Source organism: Veillonella sp. CNR 79/14 (assembly GCF_003992185.1).
In the GTDB taxonomy this organism is placed as follows: Bacteria; Bacillota; Negativicutes; order Veillonellales; family Veillonellaceae; genus F0422.
Window position 1 is genome coordinate 1 of record NZ_RQVH01000008.1, and the last position, 22103, is coordinate 22103.

Sequence of the window (22103 nt, forward strand, 5' to 3'; positions counted from 1 at the left end):
TAGATAGAGTGGCCCTAGTATTCCGACAATTATTAAAAACCACATACATATTTTTCGCATTCTTCATCACCCAATAAACATAAGTTCATCAATTTTATATGCCACATCATAGGTTGTTTTATAGGCAAAAATTTTTTTCCTTTTTGACTGCTGTAAAATATATGCATCTTTCAAGAACCAATATTTAGATTCATCTATATCATGATCCCAATTATCAATAATGGTAATTTTTCCATAAACCAAATCTCCATCAATTTGATATGTCACTATATAACTTGCTGTTCCATAGGCTAAAGCTTCATCGACTCCTTTCCTATAAAAAGAAATAGTCCCTTCATATGTTACTTGTTCTAAGTTATGCATATAAGAATTCGACATAGTCTTAGAAATTATTTCTTTATTCAGTCCATCGTTATTTGCAAGATATTGATGTACTTTAGAGTTCTCATTTAAAACATATAAAGGAAATCCTGGTAAAATCTCTTCAGATTTTTCTATAATATCTTGATTATTTTCTGGTTCCATAAATAACCCTAACAGTTCTGTCGCTTGTGGGAATATATTTGCTTTTTTATTCAAATGGTACATATTCCACAAGTCATTTTCTGCTTGGTTGATAGTCTTCTCACCATAAGGATTACCTTTACGTTCCATTTCTATATATTGCCCCTTAAAGGTATCAATAAAGTTTTCATATCTTTTCTGCCGTATAGCTTTTGCATGTTCATTTAATAATAAATTCCACTTAACCCCATAATGACTGATGCTTCCACCTAGCTCTCCCGTTCCTCCAGCAAGCTTATCTATGGCATATCCCAAAGCATATGCTAGCCATTGTGCTTTTGCTGGATCGCCATTAGATGCTTCTAATATAGCTGGTGCTAGGAGTTCAGATAGTCCGCCAGCTGCAGTGCCTACACGTATATTACCATTCACCATATTAGCACTTATATTGCCTACTATGGCATGTAATGCTACCTTTTCTGATGAACCTTCCTTCCAACCTGCCATATCAGAGATATGATGAATAGCTTCATTGGCATATTTGTTAAATAATTTAGTTAGTTCTTGTCGTTCTTGTATGTCTTGTTTGTTGAAAATAGTATCCAATGCTTGAAGGCTGTGATTAATATCTCTATTAATTTGACTCACATCCATCTTAAAGTTCTCTACATCAATCATTCCAGGTGCAATAGCAGATTTTGTCACACTGTAAGCTTCTTTTCTTTCACCAGGCATCATATTTGGTAATAGGCCTACTTGATTATGCAAGCTATTAACATACTTGAGGTGGCTTGTATAGTCATTATCTTGATTCAACTGTTGTAAGTATTTTATCTTAGCTGGAATGCTAAGATTTTTATCTGTGAGTATAGCATTTTTTCTATCTCTCATGTGTTGCAAAGACTTCCTGTATTGTACGTCAGATAGATATGATACTCCCTTAGACCCATAGGTATACTTCGCCCTATTCTCCATATCCTTCATAACTAGATATTTTGTTTTCAGTGTATTCGTATCTGTACGACTAGCTAAGAGAGCTCCTTCTAATGTAGTTGTGTTGCCTACGGATATGTTGAATCCTGTACTTCCTGCATAGAGTCCAGATTGGTGGATCACAGAGGTGTATTTGCTATCTATATCAGTCCGTTGTAAAGAACTTTGTAATGATTTGAATGCTCCCTTTTTAGATAGGCTAAGACTCATGCCACCAGATGTAGTATGGTCTGTATAATCATGTGTATCCTGTACAGAGTGAATCTCTAAGTTACCACCAATATTTGCTTGGATAGCCTCCCCTTTAAGAACACCATCTTTGATGTGTACATCCTGTTTTGTAGTTAGTGCAAGGGTATTCGTTGCACGTATCTTCGTAGGGTCATGGACTATATCTGTACCAGCTATATTTCCTTTACTGCCACTGGCATTGACAGATATATCGGAGAATCGGTGTTGTAATACATCATATGAAATACCTAAGGAGCCTTGTTTCTGCTTCATACTCTGTGTCATCTTAGAGGTCGTTTCTTTGCCTTTCACATAGATACTTTTTGACGAGTCTAAGGTAATGTCCTTGCCTTGTACATCGCTTCCTTCTATGCGGAGATCCTCCTTCTTAGTGGTAACACGAATATGTCCATCGGACACAACCGTCGATGCTTTTGCTATCTTGCTGTCTACATGAGTAGAGGCTTCGCTTCGTTCTGTGCCTAAAGATAGATTGAGGTGTAAACTCTTGGCTTGGTCTTTCAGTTTAGATTTTTCTAAAGATGTCTTGGCATCATCATAGGTTTTGTAGGCTAATAGAGCTTTTAATCGCTCGTCTTTCACCATATGTGCTCGTGTCAGTGTACCCACTGCATTGGTTGTGGTATCTACTAAGCGATTCGACAAAGAAAGAGTAAGCCCCGTTTTAGAAAATCTATGTGTTTCTTCTGTATGGGATGTGGTATAACCATTACGTATTGTCACACCAGATCCTTGAACCTGAATATCCCCTTTCGATGCTACATCACTGGCTTCTACTTGTGTAGATCCTGTAGCACCTAAGGTGACAGAACCAAAGCGACTTCCAATCACGCTGCCTTTAGCTACACTGCTCTTAGCATCGTAAGTATCTGTTTGTTTTTGTGTACCAATGGTAAGGCTAAGACCGCCATTACCAAAAATACCCGATTTACGTACTTCCTCACGATGAGTGGCACCAGATTCTTCCTGTGCTGATGTGATGGTCAAATTACCTGCACTCGTAACCGTAACATCTGCATCCCCCACTATATGGCTGGCTTTGACTAGTACGTCTTGTTTACCATCTACCTTAACAATACCACTTGAAATAGTAGAGCCCACTACCGTATCTGTACGTCTATGGTCATAGGTATCCCTTGTGGTAGATGATAAGAACCCTCTATCTTTTTGATGTATCTCAGATAGTGTTTCATGACGCTCAGTACCATGTGCAATAGATACTCGATCTGCTTGTACATCTACAAGGCCCGTTTTACTATGTATGGTACTTGCTTTCATGGATACATTGTTATCCATACGCACCTTCACACCGGTATCACCTTCAATGGTAGCTCCTAGATTCTGTTCTTCTATAACCATCTTACGGTTGAAATAGTCACTACCTCTAGCACCCACAGCTACATCTGACAAAGTTCTATCTGTTACATTCGTAAGGGTTAGAGAGTTCCCTGTAAGGTCCACTGTGTGTCCTATCATGCGAGAGCCTTGTAACGTGATCTCTCCTCCTTGCACTTGTACCGTATGTCCTTGTACGGTACTTCCTAGGTACTTAGTGGACTCTAGGGTCACTCCGCTACCTATATAACGATTTTGTAAGGTCCGGGCAGAGAGTTGTATATCTTTCCCTGCGAGATTCACTGTATTACTACCCTGTATAGTAGCGCCTACAGAGCGTATGGAATCCCCTTGGATATGGATACTACCTTCACTAGTGATACTAGCATTTCCATCCGCTGTATCTTGTTGATATCCAAATGAACTGTTAGTCATTATTTGCGTTTCATTACGGATATCCTTTCCTTCTATATGAACACCATCTTTACCATGTATACGACCCGAAGTATTTTCTAACATATCTGTTCGTATAGACACTAGATTGCCATTCATAGACCCACTGAGGTTTCGGACATGATTTCCTGTAATGGACAGAGAGTCCTTAGCTTGTATGCTGCCAGTATTATATAGTTTTTGGCTTGTTATTTTCACGTCTTTACCTAAGACGATACTACCATCTTTGCGCAAATCTCCCGCTTGTAACATGCTATTAGGTATCCCTGAAAGTAAAGACTGATCATGACCTGTATATTTCGTAAGGGTATGACCACTTTGACGGAGTTCTTCTTTCGCTATTTCTTGATCTTCATATCCATTGCGTAATCGATTGTACACTCGTTCTGGGTCTGCTTGTAATCTAGCGACCATATAGTCACTAGACAAAAATTGCTTTTTATCTGTATATAATGGGTTCTCTTCTATCTTGGCAACGGCAAGGGGCTCCCTCGTCATGTAGAGTTGTTTTGATGGTTCCAACACAGGGGTCACTAATTTAGAAACATCTGTAGGTGCCACCGCAGTTTCAACCTTTTTATCTCGTATGGCATAAGCTGTTCCATCTGCCTCAAGTGTTGTATTGGTAAATGCATTAGACTGGATGCTCGTAGTTCCATGACTGCCTAATACAGCAATACGTTCACTAGATGGACTACTTTCAGCATCAAAGCTCTCGTGATGTTCATAGGGAATATCTGTATGTCCATAGACCCACTTTTTACGTTTCCACCAGCGTTTTTTCTGTTTATACTTCCAGTAATGTCTATCTCGGCCTATATCATCGTAGTGAACCGTCCCTTGATATCCTGTGTTGGTAATGGAATCTGCCGTAACCTGTAAGCCATCCTTCGCCATAATCTGGCTATATGTATTTTGCACATCTTGCCCTGTAATGTGAATTGTACCATCGCTCAGTATTCTAGATGTGGCGGTTTCCTCTTCTATGGTTCCTGTATGAATCGTTCTATGGTATTTTCTATCTGCCTCATAATAGTTAGGCTGGTCTAGATGCGGTATGCCCTCATACTTATCTTCTTCTGAAATGGTCCACCCCGTCTTAAACACATCCTTATGGTTTTGTATTTTAGGGGCTGTGATAGTGAGATCACCTTTGACAATGACATCTGATGACCTATTTTCAAAGCTCTCTTTTCCCAATACATAGGCATTACCTTTTACATAGATGTCTGAACCAAAGTAAGAACCTTTGCTGTTGATATTCCGAATGTGGCGACCTTGCGCACGCAAATTACCTAACACATGCCACAACCCATCTGTATTCGTCACATCTTCTTTCATATCTATCTCTGCATCGTTTTTTGCAAAGAGAATGCCTTTCGTATTAGCAAAGGTATTCCCTTGTATCTGTAGGGTATCTTCTGCAATGATTGCCCCTATGTTTGTGTTTTCTAAATTGCCTACGCCTAAGTGCATCACACCATGACTGACCACATGGGACGCATCGTTCTGTAAGGTATCTCCCGTGATATGCACACTAGTACCAGCTTCTAATACAGAAGAATTGCTATTTCGGATATGATGCGCTGAGATATGTACATTCTGATTCGCCTTCATAATTCCCTTATCTTGTACAAGCTCATTTCCAGCAAATTGGAGAGTATCTTTACTTTCTACAAAACCCGCATTGTGCATAGTTTTGGCAGATATATGCATAGTCTCTGCTGCTATATTTCCTGTATTCTCTAAGGTATCTGTGTCAATACGAAGGTGATGGCCCCATAGTTCACTGCGGCGGTTACGTAGATGGTCAGTGATGAAAGTACTATCTATCTGCTGTCCCCCATAGCCCTTTCCTACGATGTCTATATAATCTTTCCCTTGCAGGGTCATATGAGTGCCATTGATCACACCAAATCCGTTGACGGTCATACCATTTGGGTTCACAATGACTACATCCGCTGGATTCCCTGCCACTTCTATATATCCCTTTAAAGTAGATGGGTTCGTAGAGGTAACTTCATTGATGATTGTCTTAGCACCATTCCCAGCTAAGAACATATTTTTATCAATGTAACCAGCTAACTGAGTTTTTGTGTATTTCGTAGCATTATTGAGAATAAGGCCTCGGTCTTTCACATTAAACTGTGTATATGCATTGTGAGAAACACCGTTTCCATCAACACCAGCAATGTGTAGGATATCTATGCCATTCCTCGTCGTATCTAAGATAGGTTGGCGATTCTTGGGACTATTCGTATCTACAACAATAGGTAACTCTTCTTGTGTATCCTCTACCACCACCTTGTTAGGTATATGAGGGATAGGTTGTATGGTCGGTGTATGTAAAGGGTTCTCTAAAGCTGGTTTTGAGCTATCTACAGGTATTTCAGGATTAGGTGTTTGCGATTCTATATGCAGTTTATCTTTAGATACTACTTGTATATGGTTTCGATCTACTTCTACCTGTTTCCCACGTACAGTGATATCCCCAGACTGAGAGCGTATGCCGCCTTGATACACAATAGAGTCTATACCTTGGATTGTTATATTCTCCGCACTGGAAATCACTCCCTGTCCACGAAGATTGGTCACATTCGCCTCAATCTGTTTTCCTTGTAGGTTCCCATCGTTGGTAAGTGTACCGCTTTGTATTGTCACTGTTTCATCACTCACAAGGGTGCCACGATTATGAAAGTCTTGGCTACGAATCACTACTTTTTTGGCACTGTGAATACTTGTAGGCTCTTGCTGTGAACCACCTTGTTCAATGGTGAGATTTCCCGCTGTATCAATATGTAGGTTCCCCGCTATGGCATCGATAGAGCCACTGATATTAACACCTAATCCAGATTCTGTACCGATTAAAGAAATGGTATTTCCATACATACCACCAAGAGCCCCTACATCTAAGGCAACACCTGTAGAGGTATTTCCACCAGATTCCTTAGCTGTTACAGTTCCATCCGCATAATTCACTATATTACGTCCTGTGATAGCTCGAATAGAATCTTGTGCCACCACATCTGCATTGATACGAATCGTCTTTGCCAGTAAATCGACCTTTGAAATAGGGGTATATGAGTTAGCTCCACTATGTTCCGTAGGTGCATTGATAGCCCCTGTTACATCAATCTTTCCTTTCTCAATGGTAAAGTTTTCTAACTGACCATCTACCATGTGTGGGACACCTGTAGTAAGCGTGGCTTTTGGGGTGTTAATAAAATGAACTCCTTTGATAGAAATCCCGTTGGGATTGGCAATGACCACATCCGCAGGCTGTCCTGCTACTTCAAAAGTTCCTGCTAACTGGGATGTAGAAGTCCCTACTACTTCATTGACAATAAGGTTGGCAGACTCTCGTAAGTTAGGGTTTGCATTTACAGGACCAATCTGAGTACTAACTGTAGGTGTAGTGGCATTGTTAAAAATAGCCCCCGTATCTGTAGAAAAGGACTCATACCGATTATGGGATACACCATGGGTCGGACTTGCAATCTGTATAATGGGAACAGCCTGACTATTGTCCACCATTACTTCGTGACTTATAATGCCCTGTGCTGCATAGGTTCCTAATTGCAAAGACAACGTAATCCATAACGTTAAGAGTTCTTTTCTTTCTTTTTTCATATCAATACCCCTATTATATAACGACCATATCCCAAAAACCTGATATGTTCTATGCTTTCATCATATCATACATAAAAGGATTTTTGGAATAGTGAATGCGTATATATGGTATTTTGCCTTTCTTATTTACTGAATTACCCTAGCGGTCACTAAAATATATAATTCTACTTCATCTTTTGTTTTACGACTATGTTGAAATAGTTTCCCAATCAAAGGAATATCTCCCAAAATAGGTACTTTTTGCCATTGTCGCACGGTACGTCGATCCATCAATCCACCAATGACCAATGTTTCTCCATCAGGTATGCGCACTCTTGTTTTCGCTTGCCTTGTGGTAATGCGATAAGCTTTCATTTCAGGGACCAAAGTAGGGTTACTCACTTCAGCTTCCACAATAGTATCAATGTGATTCCCCTGTAATACATAAGGTTTGCATAATAACCGAATACCCGCCTCTTCATAGCGAATACTGGTTCTCGTGACACCATTTTGAATAGATTCTACTGTCACCGGCACGCGTTCACCAATAAGTATGCTTGCTTCCTCTCCATTAAGAGCTACAATACTAGGTCTTGCAATCAATGCCATACGACTACTTCCTTCTTTAGCAGATACTGTAGGGTGCGCTAAAAACGAATACGATGTGCCCTTAGGAATATGACCGATATGAACATTTCCTTCCACACCTGATTCAGATTTTCCATGCATGGAAAGCCCTGAACTTTGTAATCCAGGAAATGACCATTGTATCCCTAGTTCTTTAGCATAGCCTTTTTCCATTGCCAATACCGCCACATCTAACTGTACTTGTTTTGGTGTAGCATGCCAAGATCGTAGTAATTTTTCTACTTCTAAAATTTCATGAACCGTTCCATAATAAATCACTTCATTCGTGCTTGGCATCACTTGTACATGTTCTTTAGGTACTACAGACAGAATCAGATTGCTCAATTCCTCAGGCGTTCCTATCTCCGCTACGATTCGACGCACATGTCGACGTTCTTTTTCTTCATGGCGCCCCTCTACAATGAAGGTACCACCTTCTTCATAGACTAAAAAACCTAACTGTGATCCCAACTTAGTAATGGCCTCTTGTCCTGAATTTTCTTGTACTTCTAAAGTAACCTTCCCCTCTAATGTATCTAATCCTACTACTGAAAGTTTCTCCGTCCTAGCTATGGTTTGCACCAATGTTCGTAAAGGCATATCTTTAGCCATAATATGTACTGCCTCTGCAGGGAAAATTCCTAAAACTATCATTATCACCGCATAGGCTATTCCCCAGCGATAGATAGCTTGATGGATATGGATTGCTACATTCCTTTTAAAATAATTTACTGTTTTAATCCACATATGTATCTCCTTCCTTTATGTTTCTACTTCTTACTCAACATATTTTTTACCCTTCCTTTATTCTATCCATTGAACAGAACTGTTTACTTGAACTTGTACCTTTGTATCACGAATCGTATGCACCTGTACCTCATCAACTACATCTCCTTCATACACAGTATGAGTATTTCCATTAATATCTAACACAGCTACAGGTACCTCTCCTTGTATAATGCCCAACAGTTGTACTTGCATCTCTTTTACATGTCCTACCTCATGTCTCGCATGCGTGTTTCTACCAATATCGTTGCTATAGGCATGTACAGCGTATCCTTCCATACTATTTTTATTACCTTTTCCTTTCCTGTTCATATTGTCCATGTTACTTCTATCTGCACTTAGTACCGCTGTTGGAGTAACTACAGACAATTCCTTTGAAAAAGTATCTAGTAAAGGATAGGGTCGTACTACATTCCGTATTGGAAAGACAAGTTTCCCCTTATCTGTCTCTCCTTCTAGAGATTCGCTCTTTTTTTCATGTTTCTTCCCCCTATATTTTTTCTCACCTTTTTCAGATGTATGAGTGACTGTTACTGAAGAATCTTCAAATTTCTCTTTTTTATTTTTTCCTAATGCATCATTTTCACGATGTGACTGTATAGGACTTTCTAATTGTTCAACCTCCGACCATGCGGACTCTCTCCACCCTAGATAGCAAATGAGGCACAATAAAACGGTCGCCCCGAAAACGAGACGACCGTGTGTACTTATATACTTCATTATGCAATTGTAGAGGTCTTGTGTAGATGATACTTTCATCATGCCCTCCTATATACGATTAATATCCTTTAGGATGTAATTGATGCCAATTCCAAGCATCACGAATCACTTCTTGTACTGTACTGTGAACTGGTTTCCAGCCTAATTTTGCATGAATCTTTTCTGAAGATGCAATTAATGTACCTGGATCCCCAGCACGACGTTCACCGTAATCAACACGGAAATCGACACCTGTTACTTCTTTAGTAGCCGCTACAATTTCATTTACACTAAAACCATTACCTGAACCTAAGTTAAATACGTCTGATTCTCCACCATTATACAGATATTCCATAGCTAGAATATGAGCAGAAGCTAAATCATTTACATGTACATAGTCACGTACACAAGTACCATCCGCAGTATCATAATCTGTACCAAATACAGTGATGGATTCACGCTTACCTAAAGCTGCATCAATAATAAGTGGAATTAGATGTGTTTCTGGTGTATGATCTTCACCAATTTCACCAGATGGATCAGCACCTGCTGCATTAAAATAACGTAGTGCTACAAATTTAAATCCATAAATTTTGCTATAGTCACGTAGCATATCTTCAATCATCAATTTTGTGCGACCATACACATTGGTTGGACTCCATTTCGCATCTTCCGTAATAGGTACTACTTCTGGTTCACCATAGACAGCCGCTGTAGAGGAAAATACCAAACGATTTACACCATGTTTACGAGCAGTTTCTACTAAACGATAGGACCCTACTACATTATTTTCATAATAGATAGATGGATTTACCATGGATTCACCAACTTGGGAATGAGCTGCAAAGTGCATAATGCCATCAATTTTATACGTATCTAGAACCTCACCTAATGCAGGGTCTGTAATATCCATTTCATAGAACGGTACTCCTGCAGGAATCGACTCCTTATGACCTCGAGATAAATTATCTACAATCACCACTTGATGACCTGCTCCTAATAAGGCACGTACTGTATGGCTACCAATGTACCCTGCGCCACCTGTCACTAAAATATTCATTCTTACTTCTCCTATGCTTTTGAAAGTTTAGGTCCTAATAATTTTTTATACACTTCTACGCCTGGTTGATTGAAAGCATCCACCCCTGCCAATTGTCCTTCAAAGTAGATGGCCCAGCACATAGTAAACATCAATTCTCCCAAGTGGAAGGCATTCATGGTTGGAACTTGGTAGGTCCCATTAAATCGTCCATCACTGGCTAAGGACTCTGCATTAGATGCCAAGGCCGCACGATTGATAAATCCTAAGTCAAGACCGGCTAAAGCTTCTAGTTTACTATATTGGTCATACATATGTGGCACTGTTAGATTCACATGCCAATTTTCTACATCTACAAAAGATACAACTTTATCATAGCGACCTTCTTGATGTTCCTGTGTTTGGGCATGCATGTCTGTAGTACCTACCGCTACAATTGGAGTACGACCATAGTGTCCAGATTTATCATCTTTTTCTTTACCTAAGGATTCCGCTAATAATTGTACATACCATTCAGATAAGGATTTCAAACGATCTGCATAAGGCATAAATACTTCAATATGACGACCATATTGTTCAGAGCCAATATATTTTAACACAGCACTTAACAAGGCTGGATTCTTCCAGACATCTTGTTCTTTAGCTGCTATATCTGCTGCTTTAGCCCCCTCTAAATAATCATGAATGTCAAATCCTAATAAAGCACCGATTACCAACCCTACTTCTGAGAACACAGAGAAACGACCACCAATGCCATCAGGTACAGCGAAGATGGAGTCTCCCCAACCTTCTGCAACAGCTAACTTATGTAACAACGTTTCTTTGTCATCATCTCTTGGATCTGTCACTACTAGCACTTCATAATTAATCATTGCTACTTCTAGAGCTTCTTTCACAATCATGAAATTTGTCATTGGTTCAATAGTAGAACCAGATTTAGAAATTAGCACCAATAGCACTTTATACTCATTAGGTACATGGGCATGGTCTTCTAAAAATTGTTGCTCTTTCCATTCTCTTTGTAATTGCTTGATTAATTCTTGGGTACGTACAGGGTCAACATTATTACCACTGAAATACATACGTGGGCGGTAATTACGTTCTTCATCACTCATGGAGTTCCAAAACTCCCCACAATGTACGTCAAATAATACTTTTCCACCTAGGAAAGAACCACCAATACCAAAGCTGACTACAGTACTAACCTTCTTTTCTTTCAAAGCATCAAGGCGAGCCATCACTGTTGGGTTGTTAATATGGCCTTCCACTACATACGGCAATTGTGGAAAAAGTACTAATTCAGGCTCTCCATCTTTGGATAGATGGCCTTTTACAACACCATGATGACGAGTTTCTTCCGCTGCTGCTAAGGCATCAGAAATCGCAGTGCCTAAGTTTGTTACATCTGCTTCCGTCACCCCACCAGGTAACATCATATTTGTATAATCATAAACAAAACCAGAGTCTAATTGAATCCGTTTCATAGTTTCCTCCTATGTACAGTATGATTGTAATCGTACTTTTATTGTACATCAAATCATGGAGAGATTAAAGGAATTTTATGAGAAATTTCCTACCAGTGTTATTTTAGTAGCGTTCCTTTCTTTGCTAATGCATCTGCACGGTCGTTATAGGCGATACCAGAGTGAGCTTTTACCTTATGAAAATCGATACGAAGTTGTTTGCTAGCTTCTTTCATTCGTTTCGCATAGTTAGTTGTTAATGGATTATTTGTTTTCCATCTACCTGTAGCCCACATTTCAATGCCCATATAATCATAATAGAGAGAGCATGATGTATACCCATGGTCTAGTGCATAATCCACTACATGAAGTGCTGCTAATAATTCCCCAGACACATTCCAATAGGCCACATGATTCGGTTCTGTACTCGAAAGAGAAAATTCTACTTCTTCTGCACCAAGAAGAATAACCCCTCCAGAGCCAACCACACCTTTTCGCTTATCAAAACTGCCGTCGATAAAAGCACGAATTTCACAAGGATCTGATTCTACGATTTGACTTATGTTATCAGTCTGTGTCTTAAGGTATTCACCTACGCTCATACCTTTAGACGCACTAGCAGATGTTTTCTTTGTACCGTTTCTAGCCGCTTTAATCTCTGCACACTTAGGTATATCTATAGAGCCCATATAGGCTTTTGCTTCTGCTTCTGTAGGGAATGATTTATACTGCGCCCCAGGAAAGCCTTTTACTTGCACTTCACAATCAGACCAAGTCACATAGATTCCTGGATTATGCCCTACTCGAACAGCATAATATTTCTTTGCCATACTTACCCCATTGTCAGTGGCGCTATCGTGCCACCTACTACGTCTACTAATGCTTGTGGATTGACTTTCACTTGCATTCCTCTAAGGCCTGCACTGACATAGACCATAGGAATGGATGTAATGCTATCATCAAAATAGGTAGGAAATGCTTTTTTCATCCCTAATGGAGAGCAACCGCCACGTAAGTATCCTGTTAACGGTAATAAGTCTTTTACCGCAATCAATTCTACCGATTTATTTCCGCTCACTCGTGCGGCTTGTTTCATATCTAGTTCCCCTTCTACAGGAATACAGAATACTACATGACCTGTTACATTGCCTTTCCCAACCAATGTTTTAAACACTTGTTCAGGCGGAATATGCAAAGATTCAGCAACATGTATACCAGCTCCGCGTTCTTCAGACCATTCGTAGGTGAACACTTCATAGTCAATATGGTGAGTATCTAGTATGCGTAATGCATTTGTTTTTTTATGTCCTTTTTTACTCATTAGACCCCCTATTTGTTGGTAATCTTTGAAATATTTTTTAATTCAATGCGCAAGGTACCATTTTCATTCGTTGAAATTTCTATAAACTCACGATCATTCATATATTCTACTGGAAATGAAAGTTCAATACCAGTATCTGTTTTAATTTTATGTTGCTTGCCCACTTTTGTAGCATAGGTCCGACTCACTGGCAATGGTTCAAGTAAATCTTCTTCTGCTAGCTCTTTCATAGCTGCTTCTCGCTGAATGGGGTTCGTACTAAACACTTGCTCAATAATATGTCGTGCTTCTAATGTGTCAGATACTTCTGCATTCTTAGCTAGTAATTCTTTTGTTTTAGCCATAGCTGCCACACCATCTTGCTCATGAGCTTTAGAAATTCGATCTACCACAGTGCGTACTTTTTTCACTGTATCTTTAGAAGACGGATTCGTGGTCACCTGAAAGATTCGTTCTTCTAGGAAGTTCATTTTCTCTCCATCATATTCACCTTTCGGCTCAAAGAGACGAATGGATAAATCAGAAAGTTTAATACTTACAAAAGCATATAGTTTTTGTGTCACTGTTGGTAATACGACTCTATGCTCTACTAATTTTGTTGCTAATGAACCATCCTCTTCTGAATATAATTGGTGAGTATATCCATCATGGGCTTTACAAAGAAGAACGCAAAGGTAAGCTTGCTCTCCTTGTGCTTCACAGACAATCATATCTAGTACACAAGGGTCCATTGCTTGTGCCATATAGGTAAATAAAGTCTCACCTAGTTCTTTACCAAACTCTACAAGGCTTACTTCTTGATTCTCCAATTGTTTGATCTTTCGCCCCCATGGTGTTTGATCCGAGATATAACCAGTTCTGGCTCCAGGGTCTTGTAACGCTTTCATTACATGCATTTCAAGATAGCTTTGTATCTCTGGTTCAGTCATATCCATAGGATGATCTGAATAGGCCGACATAGACGACGTAAAGTCAAACACTTCCAGTACAGCTGCATTAATTTGCATAGTTCCTCCTCAATAACAAAGAGCTTTGCCTTCGCAAAGCTCTTATGATGTTATCTATTATCTTTCACATAGTGATAGGTATTTTCCAGTCCTTTTTGTAATGTCCATTTAGGCGTATATCCTAAACATTGTTTTGCTTTTGCAGTACTCAATAAAGAATGTTTAATATCACCAATGCGCGGTTCTTCATAATGACGTTCTACCGTAGTGCCAGCAATGTGCTCTAATGTGTCGATTAATTCATTCACAGAAATTCCAGTTTCTGTACTCACATTGATAACCCCTGTTACATCATTATTCAATCCCAATATATTTGCTTCTACTACGTCATCTACATAGACAAAGTCACGTGTTTGTTCTCCATCGCCAAAAATTTTGATAGATTCACCATTCGCCACATGTTCGCAGAAAATACTAACAACTCCACCTTCACCGCCATTGCCTTGACGTGGTCCATATACATTAGAATAGCGATAGCAAATATAGGGTAATCCAAAAGATTCTTGGTAAATACGCAAATAGCCTTCCGTAGTTAATTTTGTCAATCCATAACAAGAACGAGGCACTCCTGCCAATTCCTCTGTCAAAGGTAATACCTCTAAATCACCATATACTGCAGCAGAGGATGGCATAAGGAATTTTTTTACACCCACTTTAACTGAGGCTTGTAATAAATTCAATAGTCCCATTAGATTGATATCACAATCTTCTGTTGGATGTACCATGGATTCTGCTACTACTGTTTGTGCTGCCTCATGAAATACATAGTCCGGTTGAAAGTCTTCAAACACATCATATATTCTTTCATCTCGTATATCTAGTTCTAAAAATTTAGCTTGTTCATTGACAAATGTCCGCAATCCGCTGCTTAAATTGTCAATGACAAGTACACGATGTCCCTCTTGAATCAACCTGTCTACTAGATGTGATCCAATGAAACCGGCACCGCCTGTTACAATTATATTCATGTTCCTTATTCCTGTATCAATGACTGTCTTTAGTAATATAAATTATACACCGTGTCTAGTATAGTGCAATAGTATGTATCCTATGGCGCACTTAAGCGTCTATATACTGAACTAATTGATCACAGTGTTCTTTTGCTTGTCTATGAATCACTTGTAGCTGTACATCTTCACCTGTATACAGCATATTGCCAGTGAAAACACCACCTCTAAAATTCATTTTACAGAACTTACAAGTAGCTTCACAGGTTTTAAATATTTCATCAATGGTAATGCCTTTATCACCTTGCAATGTATATTCATCATTACCACAAGCGGCGGTAAGACCAACAACCATATCCTTACCGGCTACTGCATAGGTATCTGCTCCATAGGCCCAACCATAAGCAAACACTTCTTCAAACCATCTCATAATCAGCGATGTTAAAGAGTACCAAAATAGAGGAGACTGTATCACAATCGTATCTGCCCACAGCAGCTTTTCACGTTCTGCTTCTACATTGATCTTGTAATCTCCGTAGAGCACTTCCAAACGATCAAACTCAGCCTTAGGATATTTTTCTTTAAGCAACGCGAGAATCTCTTTGTTTGCCACAGAATTTTCTTCGTGGGTATGACCTGTTACAATTAAAATGTTTTTCATTTCTATACCTCCCCTAATTTAGACCCTTATATAATACACTCTATTATCGTTCTCGTTGGATATCATAGTCTGTACCATTTGTCCGAATGGTAACAGTCCCCATTGTATCTGTACGATAGATATCTACATGTTCCTCCAATAAACGTGCCATAGCTTTCTCACCAGGATGTCCATAAGAATTATGTAAACCTGCAGAAATAACAGCTGCTTCTGGTCGAACAGAACGAATAAAATCTTTTTGACTAGAACCATTACTACCATGGTGTCCCACTTTTAAGACTTTACTAGACATTTTTGTATTTTGCTCTTTAATAAGACGTGCTTCTTCTTCTTTTTCCGCGTCACCAGTCATAAGCATAGAAAACTTACCAAATGTCAGCTTACCTACAATGGAGTTATTATTTTGATGAACTTCACCTTTTTTGTCAGCCATCACTTCCCCTTTCCAAGGGGCATAGACCTCAAAATACGCTCCATTTCCTAAGTCTAAAAGATCACCTTTATGAAGTGTTTCACGATGAATCTGTTTTGTCTCTATCATTTTTAAATAGGTTCTATAGGTACCACTATCGATATCGATGCCATTATCATAGACATGTTTAATCGGGATTGCTTTGGCAATAGCATAGAAACCGCCAATATGGTCCGCATGAGGATGTGTCAAAATGACATTTTCTAATTCTTTCACACCATATTTTTTTAATAAGGCGACCACCTGTGGTCTATGTTCAATATCGCCTGTATCAATCATGGAAAATCTATCACCAATTTGGAGTAAAATTGCATCTCCTTGTCCGATATCCAGTACATGGACCTTCATAGTACCAGTTGGTGCTTGCGTAGATTGACTGACCTCTGTCTTTGCAACATTTGCATTCGCCTGTGAAAGTTCTTTTCCACAGCCCAATAGACTAAGTAGTGATACTACCAACACACCTAACAAGAGTAGATATTTATATATTGCTTTTTTCATTTTGAAGTACTTTCTAATTTCTACGTATTATCACAGAGGTATCATTCGCACATATCCATCCATAGAGGGTAATACTCGACCAATTCGCTGTGCCACTTCTGTAGGAGTAAATCCTGGACCACAATCATCGAGTGCTATATCTCCGGCTCGACTATGGGCATACACAGCAACATTAATAGCATTCATTGGATCCTGCTCTTGATTCAACAGAGAACCAATCACACCAGCTAATACATCACCCATGCCCCCAGTTCCCATATATGGGTTACCAGTTGTCGTTAGATATACTCTGCCAGCTGGGTTAGCCAGAATCGTTGGTTGTCCTTTAAGCACTACATATACATTGCACTCTTTCGCAAAGGCACTAGCATATCCAATGGGATCTTTGTTAAGCTCTCCTATACTTTTTCCTGTAAGAGCTGAAAATTCACCTAAATGCGGTGTTACTACAACGGCATGCCCTTTTTTACCTAATGTATACGAGCACTGTTTTAATAATGATACATCATTAGAAATCGCTATGAGACCATCTGCATCAAGTACCATGTGGCTATCTGTAACAGATTGCATCCATTGAAGTAAATGTTTCCTATCAGTATTACTCCTGCCACCACCAGGGCCAATGACTACTGTGCTATTCCCATCTAGTTGTTCTACATTGTTACAATCACGAATCATCATTTCAGGACGACTCAAGGAACGCAACGCATCTAACTCATTTATACCAGACAGAATAGTGACTTTTCCAGCTCCACTGCGTAAAGCTCCTTCAGCACTTAATATGGGTGCCCCATAAATCCCCGGCGAACCACCCACAATATAGACATGACCATTGGTCCCTTTATGAGCAATAGGTGAACGAGGCTCTACATACAAGGAATCTGCATTGTTCCAATAGATTTCGGGCCAATTATGATCAGACTTCCGCAATGCATGATGCGGAAAAGGATATCCGATACTGCCTATACTCATATGTCCTACACATTGTCTTCCCGGATAGAAAAGTATTCCTACTTTAGGGGCTAATAATGTAATCGTTTCATCTGCTTTAAATGAAGATATATCTGCACTACCTGTCAGACCATTAACCCCACTAGGAATATCGATGGCAATACATGTTCTAGTATCACTATAAGAACGCCATTCTTTACATTGTTCAAAAATAGATCCTATTCGTTTGGGTAGTTCACCATGAAATCCTGTGCCAAACACGCCATCTACCACAATACTTACATCCTGTAATATATGTGAGGGTATTAAATTTCCATTAGACTGCATCATCTCATCAGGCACAATCGTAATCGTATCTTCTAGAGTATGTACCACCTTCCATTGTTGTTGAAACAAAGGAGACCCTTCTTCTGGATTCCCACATACAATAACATAGGGAGTCACTTCAGGAACTTCTGTTAGCAAGCGTGCTGCCACTAAGGCATCACCACCGTTGTTGCCAATGCCACAAAGAAACAAAACTCCCTTTGGCCCCTTTATTTCTTGTATGTATCTATGTACTACCTCAAAAACAGATCGGCCTGCTTGTTCCATCAATTGAGATACTGGAAGTCCTAAACTTTCAATATATTGATCTACTATGTTTACTTGCTTTGGTGTTAAAAGTCGCATAGGTCTATCCTCTAATATACAATGACAGTACTCGTAGCATATTCATGACAATGGCTAATAGAAACTTGCAACGTTTCGTATCCTAAGGCTTTCATTTGTTGTCCAAAATAGCCTGTACAAGTAAGAACAGGTGCCCCCCATGCATCGTGAGTAATTTCAATATTCTGCCAAGAGCCATGACGAAATCCTGTTCCTAAAGCTTTTACACAAGCTTCTTTCGCCGCAAAGATACCCGCAAAGGATGCAGCTGCCTGTTTGTTACGTCCCCACGCATAGTTTCGTTCGTATTCTGTAAATACTCGTTGTAAAAAGCTATCCCGTTCAATCGCTTGTTCCATGCGATGAATTTCTATAATATCTGTGCCTACTCGAATCATATTAGCCTCGTAATTTGGCAATCATCTCTGCACGATCTGCTGCACCAAATACAGCAGAACCAGCTACTAATAGGGTAGCCCCTGCTTCACGCACTAATGGAGCTGTTTCCAAGTTAATACCACCATCTACTTCTACAACAGCTTTTATATTACCTACAGAATCGAATAATTCTCGAGCTTGTTTTACTTTTTTCACTGCATTATGAATAAACGATTGACCTCCAAAGCCTGGATTTACACTCATAATTAGAATTAAATCCAAATCTTCTGCAATATCTTCCAGTAAGGATACTGGCGTAGATGGATTTAAAGAAACTCCTGCTTTCATACCAGTTGCTTTGATAGCTTGAATCAAACGATGCGCATGTGGCACAGCTTCCCAATGAAAGGTGAAATACTCCACACCTATCTTGGCATACTCTTCTACATAATCGTCTGGATTTTCTACCATTAAATGTACATCAAAGGGCAACTTTGTATGTGGACGTAATGCTTTTACCACAGGAGCACCAAATGTTAGATTTGGCACAAAATGTCCATCCATCACATCAATATGTAATAAGTCAGCACCACCTTCTTCGATAGTACGAATATCTTCTCGCAAATTAGAAAAATCTGCCGATAACATAGATGGGGCAATTTGAATCATCTTATCGTCTCCTTTGATCTTCAAGTTCTGATTTAATCGTCAAATAGGATTGGTATCGTTGCTCACTAATCTGCCTATTAGCTAAGGCATCTTTCACAGAACAAATAGGTTCATGACTATGGGAACAAGGACTAAACTTGCATCCCCTATCATGGTCACCAAACTCAGGGAATGTATGCACTAACTCTTCTACAGTCATCCCTGTATGCTCTAGAGCTGAAAATCCTGGTGTATCCATGATAAAGGAACTTTCATCCAAGCTGTATAAAGAGGCATGGCGCGTCGTATGGCGACCACGTTTAATCTTATCGCTAACAGCCCCTGTTTGAAAGGCAAAATTCGGATCTACTGCATTTAGCAAACTACTTTTACCTACGCCAGAAGGGCCGGCAAAGGCACTGATTTTACCATGTAATACATGGCGTAACTCCTCAATCCCTTCACCAGTATATGTGGACGTGCAGAGTACAGTGTAACCGATATTTTCATAGATAGATTTCAGTTTCATCGTATCTTCTGTATGCAAATCATATTTATTAATCACTAGTACTGGAGGAATATGACTATGATGAATCATCACTAATAAACGATCCAATAATAGAGGATGAATATCTGGCTCTCTAGCTGCTACCACTACAATGACTTGGTCAATATTGGCAATGGCTGGTCTACGCAAAGAATTTCTTCGTGGTTCAATCGTATCAATCCAAGAATCTTCTGTAATTGTCACTGAATCACCTACTAAAAGGGAATATCGTTCTTTTTTTAATCGACCACGCACTTTACATTCATGCACATCTCCATTTGGAGTCTGCACATAAAAGTAGCCATTCATATTTTTAATTACAACACCTTGTTCCATAGTCTCTCCTATAAGGATTGTTCTTGCACTAATGCATTGTTTAAGTACACCTGTACGCGTACATTTCCAGATCCTGATACACTTTTCACAATACGATCTCCAGGCGCATTTGTACCATCATAGACAACACGACCGCCATCGTCATCAATAACCACTAGCTTGATATGCTGGGAGGCACGTCCATTTGGTACGGTTATATCTACTACACCTTTTGTAGTACCATTTTGTTTACTATTAGTAGTATCTTTTTTGGCATCTTTTGCTTGCCCTACTAGAGAAATACTTTCATCACGTTTTACGGAAGATCCTGGTGCTGGGCTCACTTCAGTTACAATTGCAGAATCCTCATTAGAGCCTGCTATTTTACTAATGCTTAATCCTAAATTTCCCAATGCTTCTTTAGCTTCTTTAATTGTCATACCCACTACATTAGGTATCTCTACCATGGTAGATTTTGTTTCATTAATCGTAATATCTACGGTTGCATTTTTAGAGGCTTTACCGCCTGGCTGTAAGCCTTGACTAATAATAACTCCATCATCTTTACTAGTGTCACTTACATAGGATATCTTACCAATTGATAGGCCTAAGGCTTTCAACTTTTCTCTTGCCTGATCAAAACTCATCCCTTGTAGATCTGGTATTGTTATATCACCAGCACCTTTACTAACCACCAAATGAACCATCCGTTGTTCTTTTACTGTTTCACCTGGCTCAGGACTCTGTGAAATAACCTGCCCTGCAGGTACATCAGAGTTAGTTACCTCTGAACTAGAGACTCGAAGATGTCGTTCTTCCAACAATCGTGTAGCCACACTTAATTGTTTGCCCACCACGTTTGGCACATCTACTGTGGAATTACTCCAAAAGTTACCAAAACTCAAGAAGGCCCATAAAAAGGCAAGCAAAAAGGCAAAAACAGCACCACCAATGACATATTTTTGTGGTAAGTTTCCAAGTTTTGCCAATATTCCTTCTTGTGAATCAGCCTCATCTTCCATAGTGTCTGTCTCCATAGGAGGTAATACTTGTGTAGCAAAGTCATGCTGTAATGGTCGTGTCGAAGTACTACCACGATAACCTAAAGACATCCGTAAAGCTTGAATCATCTCAGAAATAGAACCAAATCTCTTACCAGGTTCTTTTTCTAATGCTGTCAAAACAACTTGCTCTAACTGTGCTGGAATCTGTGGATTCTTAATACGTGGTGCCAATACTCGATCACGTACATGTTGTAAGGCTACACTAACTGGTGTTTCCCCTCTGAAAGGAACTTCTCCCGTTAATAATTCATAAAGCACAACCCCTAATGAATAAATATCTGTACTCACATTAATACTTTTTCCACTAGCTTGTTCTGGAGAAATATAATGAGCTGATCCCATTACTGAATTTGTATACATCATCGTAGCTGCTGTATTAATTGCACGAGCAATGCCAAAGTCAGTTACTTTGATACGGCCAGAATCTGTAATTAAAATATTATGCGGTTTTATATCACAATGTACTATGCCCATCATGTGTGCATGCTCCAAGCCCTCTGCAATAGCTACTACTATTTTTACAGCCTCTTGCACAGATACTTGATTACCATGATGTTGAATATACTCTTTCAATGTACATCCAGATACATATTCCATAATAATATAATGAAAGCCTTGATCAAAGCCTACATCATACATACTAACAACATTGGGATGATTTAATTTACCAGCAGCTTGCGCTTCTCGCTTAAACCGAGCCACAAAATCTTGATCACTACCAAAATTTTGATGCAAAATTTTAATGGCCACAGGTCTTCCTAACAATGTATCTTTTCCAAGATATACGTCGGCCATGCCGCCAACACCTATTTTTTGCTGTACTTCATAGCGATGGTCAAAGACCAATCCTACTAATGTAAGTCTATCCATAAGTCACCTC

Annotated in this window: 16 protein-coding genes; all 16 read right to left on the minus strand. The window is 39.4% G+C overall.

Annotated elements, in window-relative coordinates:
- Window positions 1–66 precede the first annotated feature (66 nt).
- On the minus strand, window positions 67–7167 hold the full coding sequence (locus EO119_RS03805) for a filamentous hemagglutinin N-terminal domain-containing protein (RefSeq protein ID WP_126940738.1): 7101 nt from the start codon (window positions 7165–7167) through the stop codon (window positions 67–69).
- Window positions 7168–7293: 126 nt separating this feature from the next.
- Window positions 7294–8520 (minus strand): type II secretion system protein GspD, encoded by a 1227-nt coding sequence (locus EO119_RS03810; protein ID WP_126940739.1) that lies wholly within the window; start codon window positions 8518–8520, stop codon window positions 7294–7296.
- Between the two features lie 57 nt (window positions 8521–8577).
- The gene (locus EO119_RS03815) at window positions 8578–9318 is read right to left on the minus strand and encodes a hypothetical protein (RefSeq protein ID WP_126940740.1); all 741 of its coding nucleotides are present in this window, start codon (window positions 9316–9318) and stop codon (window positions 8578–8580) included.
- Window positions 9319–9337: 19 nt separating this feature from the next.
- Window positions 9338–10318: a UDP-glucose 4-epimerase GalE gene (gene galE, locus EO119_RS03820; RefSeq protein WP_126940741.1), complete on the minus strand. Its 981-nt coding sequence runs from the start codon at window positions 10316–10318 to the stop codon at window positions 9338–9340.
- 11 nt (window positions 10319–10329) lie between these two features.
- Window positions 10330–11781, minus strand: a complete 1452-nt coding sequence (locus tag EO119_RS03825) for a glucose-6-phosphate isomerase (RefSeq protein WP_126940742.1) — start codon at window positions 11779–11781, stop codon at window positions 10330–10332.
- Between the two features lie 98 nt (window positions 11782–11879).
- Window positions 11880–12590, minus strand: coding sequence for a viroplasmin family protein (locus EO119_RS03830; protein WP_126940743.1), 711 nt, complete (start codon window positions 12588–12590; stop codon window positions 11880–11882).
- Between the two features lie 2 nt (window positions 12591–12592).
- Window positions 12593–13081, minus strand: coding sequence for a Cys-tRNA(Pro) deacylase (gene ybaK / locus EO119_RS03835; protein WP_126940744.1), 489 nt, complete (start codon window positions 13079–13081; stop codon window positions 12593–12595).
- A gap of 8 nt (window positions 13082–13089) precedes the next feature.
- Window positions 13090–14088 carry a nucleoid-associated protein gene (locus EO119_RS03840; protein ID WP_126940745.1) on the minus strand — a complete coding sequence of 333 codons (999 nt, stop codon included), beginning with the start codon at window positions 14086–14088 and terminating at the stop codon, window positions 13090–13092.
- A 50-nt stretch (window positions 14089–14138) separates the two neighbouring features.
- On the minus strand, window positions 14139–15056 hold the full coding sequence (locus tag EO119_RS03845; protein ID WP_126940746.1) for an NAD-dependent epimerase/dehydratase family protein: 918 nt from the start codon (window positions 15054–15056) through the stop codon (window positions 14139–14141).
- A 91-nt stretch (window positions 15057–15147) separates the two neighbouring features.
- Window positions 15148–15696 (minus strand): NAD(P)H-dependent oxidoreductase, encoded by a 549-nt coding sequence (locus tag EO119_RS03850; protein ID WP_126940747.1) that lies wholly within the window; start codon window positions 15694–15696, stop codon window positions 15148–15150.
- 43 nt (window positions 15697–15739) lie between these two features.
- Window positions 15740–16669, minus strand: a complete 930-nt coding sequence (locus tag EO119_RS03855; protein WP_126940748.1) for a ComEC/Rec2 family competence protein — start codon at window positions 16667–16669, stop codon at window positions 15740–15742.
- 30 nt (window positions 16670–16699) lie between these two features.
- Window positions 16700–18292, minus strand: coding sequence for an NAD(P)H-hydrate dehydratase (locus EO119_RS03860; RefSeq protein ID WP_126940749.1), 1593 nt, complete (start codon window positions 18290–18292; stop codon window positions 16700–16702).
- Window positions 18293–18303: 11 nt separating this feature from the next.
- Window positions 18304–18666 (minus strand): holo-ACP synthase, encoded by a 363-nt coding sequence (acpS, locus tag EO119_RS03865; RefSeq protein ID WP_038145166.1) that lies wholly within the window; start codon window positions 18664–18666, stop codon window positions 18304–18306.
- Window positions 18667–18670: 4 nt separating this feature from the next.
- Complete coding sequence (gene rpe / locus EO119_RS03870) at window positions 18671–19318, minus strand: ribulose-phosphate 3-epimerase (protein ID WP_126940750.1); 648 nt, start codon at window positions 19316–19318, stop codon at window positions 18671–18673.
- Window position 19319: 1 nt separating this feature from the next.
- Window positions 19320–20180: a ribosome small subunit-dependent GTPase A gene (gene rsgA / locus EO119_RS03875; RefSeq protein WP_126940751.1), complete on the minus strand. Its 861-nt coding sequence runs from the start codon at window positions 20178–20180 to the stop codon at window positions 19320–19322.
- 8 nt (window positions 20181–20188) lie between these two features.
- Window positions 20189–22093, minus strand: a complete 1905-nt coding sequence (gene pknB, locus EO119_RS03880) for a Stk1 family PASTA domain-containing Ser/Thr kinase (protein WP_126940752.1) — start codon at window positions 22091–22093, stop codon at window positions 20189–20191.
- Window positions 22094–22103 lie beyond the last annotated feature (10 nt).

Excerpts from the sequence above, each read along its gene's own strand:
- EO119_RS03805 (WP_126940738.1), bottom strand. The coding sequence starts at position 7,167 with ATGAAAAAAGAAAGAAAAGAACTCTTAACGTTATGGATTACGTTGTCT.
- EO119_RS03810 (WP_126940739.1), bottom strand. The coding sequence starts at position 8,520 with ATGTGGATTAAAACAGTAAATTATTTTAAAAGGAATGTAGCAATCCAT.
- EO119_RS03815 (WP_126940740.1), bottom strand. The coding sequence starts at position 9,318 with ATGAAAGTATCATCTACACAAGACCTCTACAATTGCATAATGAAGTAT.
- galE (WP_126940741.1), bottom strand. The coding sequence starts at position 10,318 with ATGAATATTTTAGTGACAGGTGGCGCAGGGTACATTGGTAGCCATACA.
- EO119_RS03825 (WP_126940742.1), bottom strand. The coding sequence starts at position 11,781 with ATGAAACGGATTCAATTAGACTCTGGTTTTGTTTATGATTATACAAAT.
- EO119_RS03830 (WP_126940743.1), bottom strand. The coding sequence starts at position 12,590 with ATGGCAAAGAAATATTATGCTGTTCGAGTAGGGCATAATCCAGGAATC.
- ybaK (WP_126940744.1), bottom strand. The coding sequence starts at position 13,081 with ATGAGTAAAAAAGGACATAAAAAAACAAATGCATTACGCATACTAGAT.
- EO119_RS03840 (WP_126940745.1), bottom strand. The coding sequence starts at position 14,088 with ATGCAAATTAATGCAGCTGTACTGGAAGTGTTTGACTTTACGTCGTCT.
- EO119_RS03845 (WP_126940746.1), bottom strand. The coding sequence starts at position 15,056 with ATGAATATAATTGTAACAGGCGGTGCCGGTTTCATTGGATCACATCTA.
- EO119_RS03850 (WP_126940747.1), bottom strand. The coding sequence starts at position 15,696 with ATGAAAAACATTTTAATTGTAACAGGTCATACCCACGAAGAAAATTCT.
- EO119_RS03855 (WP_126940748.1), bottom strand. The coding sequence starts at position 16,669 with ATGAAAAAAGCAATATATAAATATCTACTCTTGTTAGGTGTGTTGGTA.
- EO119_RS03860 (WP_126940749.1), bottom strand. The coding sequence starts at position 18,292 with ATGCGACTTTTAACACCAAAGCAAGTAAACATAGTAGATCAATATATT.
- rpe (WP_126940750.1), bottom strand. The coding sequence starts at position 19,318 with ATGATTCAAATTGCCCCATCTATGTTATCGGCAGATTTTTCTAATTTG.
- rsgA (WP_126940751.1), bottom strand. The coding sequence starts at position 20,180 with ATGGAACAAGGTGTTGTAATTAAAAATATGAATGGCTACTTTTATGTG.
- pknB (WP_126940752.1), bottom strand. The coding sequence starts at position 22,093 with ATGGATAGACTTACATTAGTAGGATTGGTCTTTGACCATCGCTATGAA.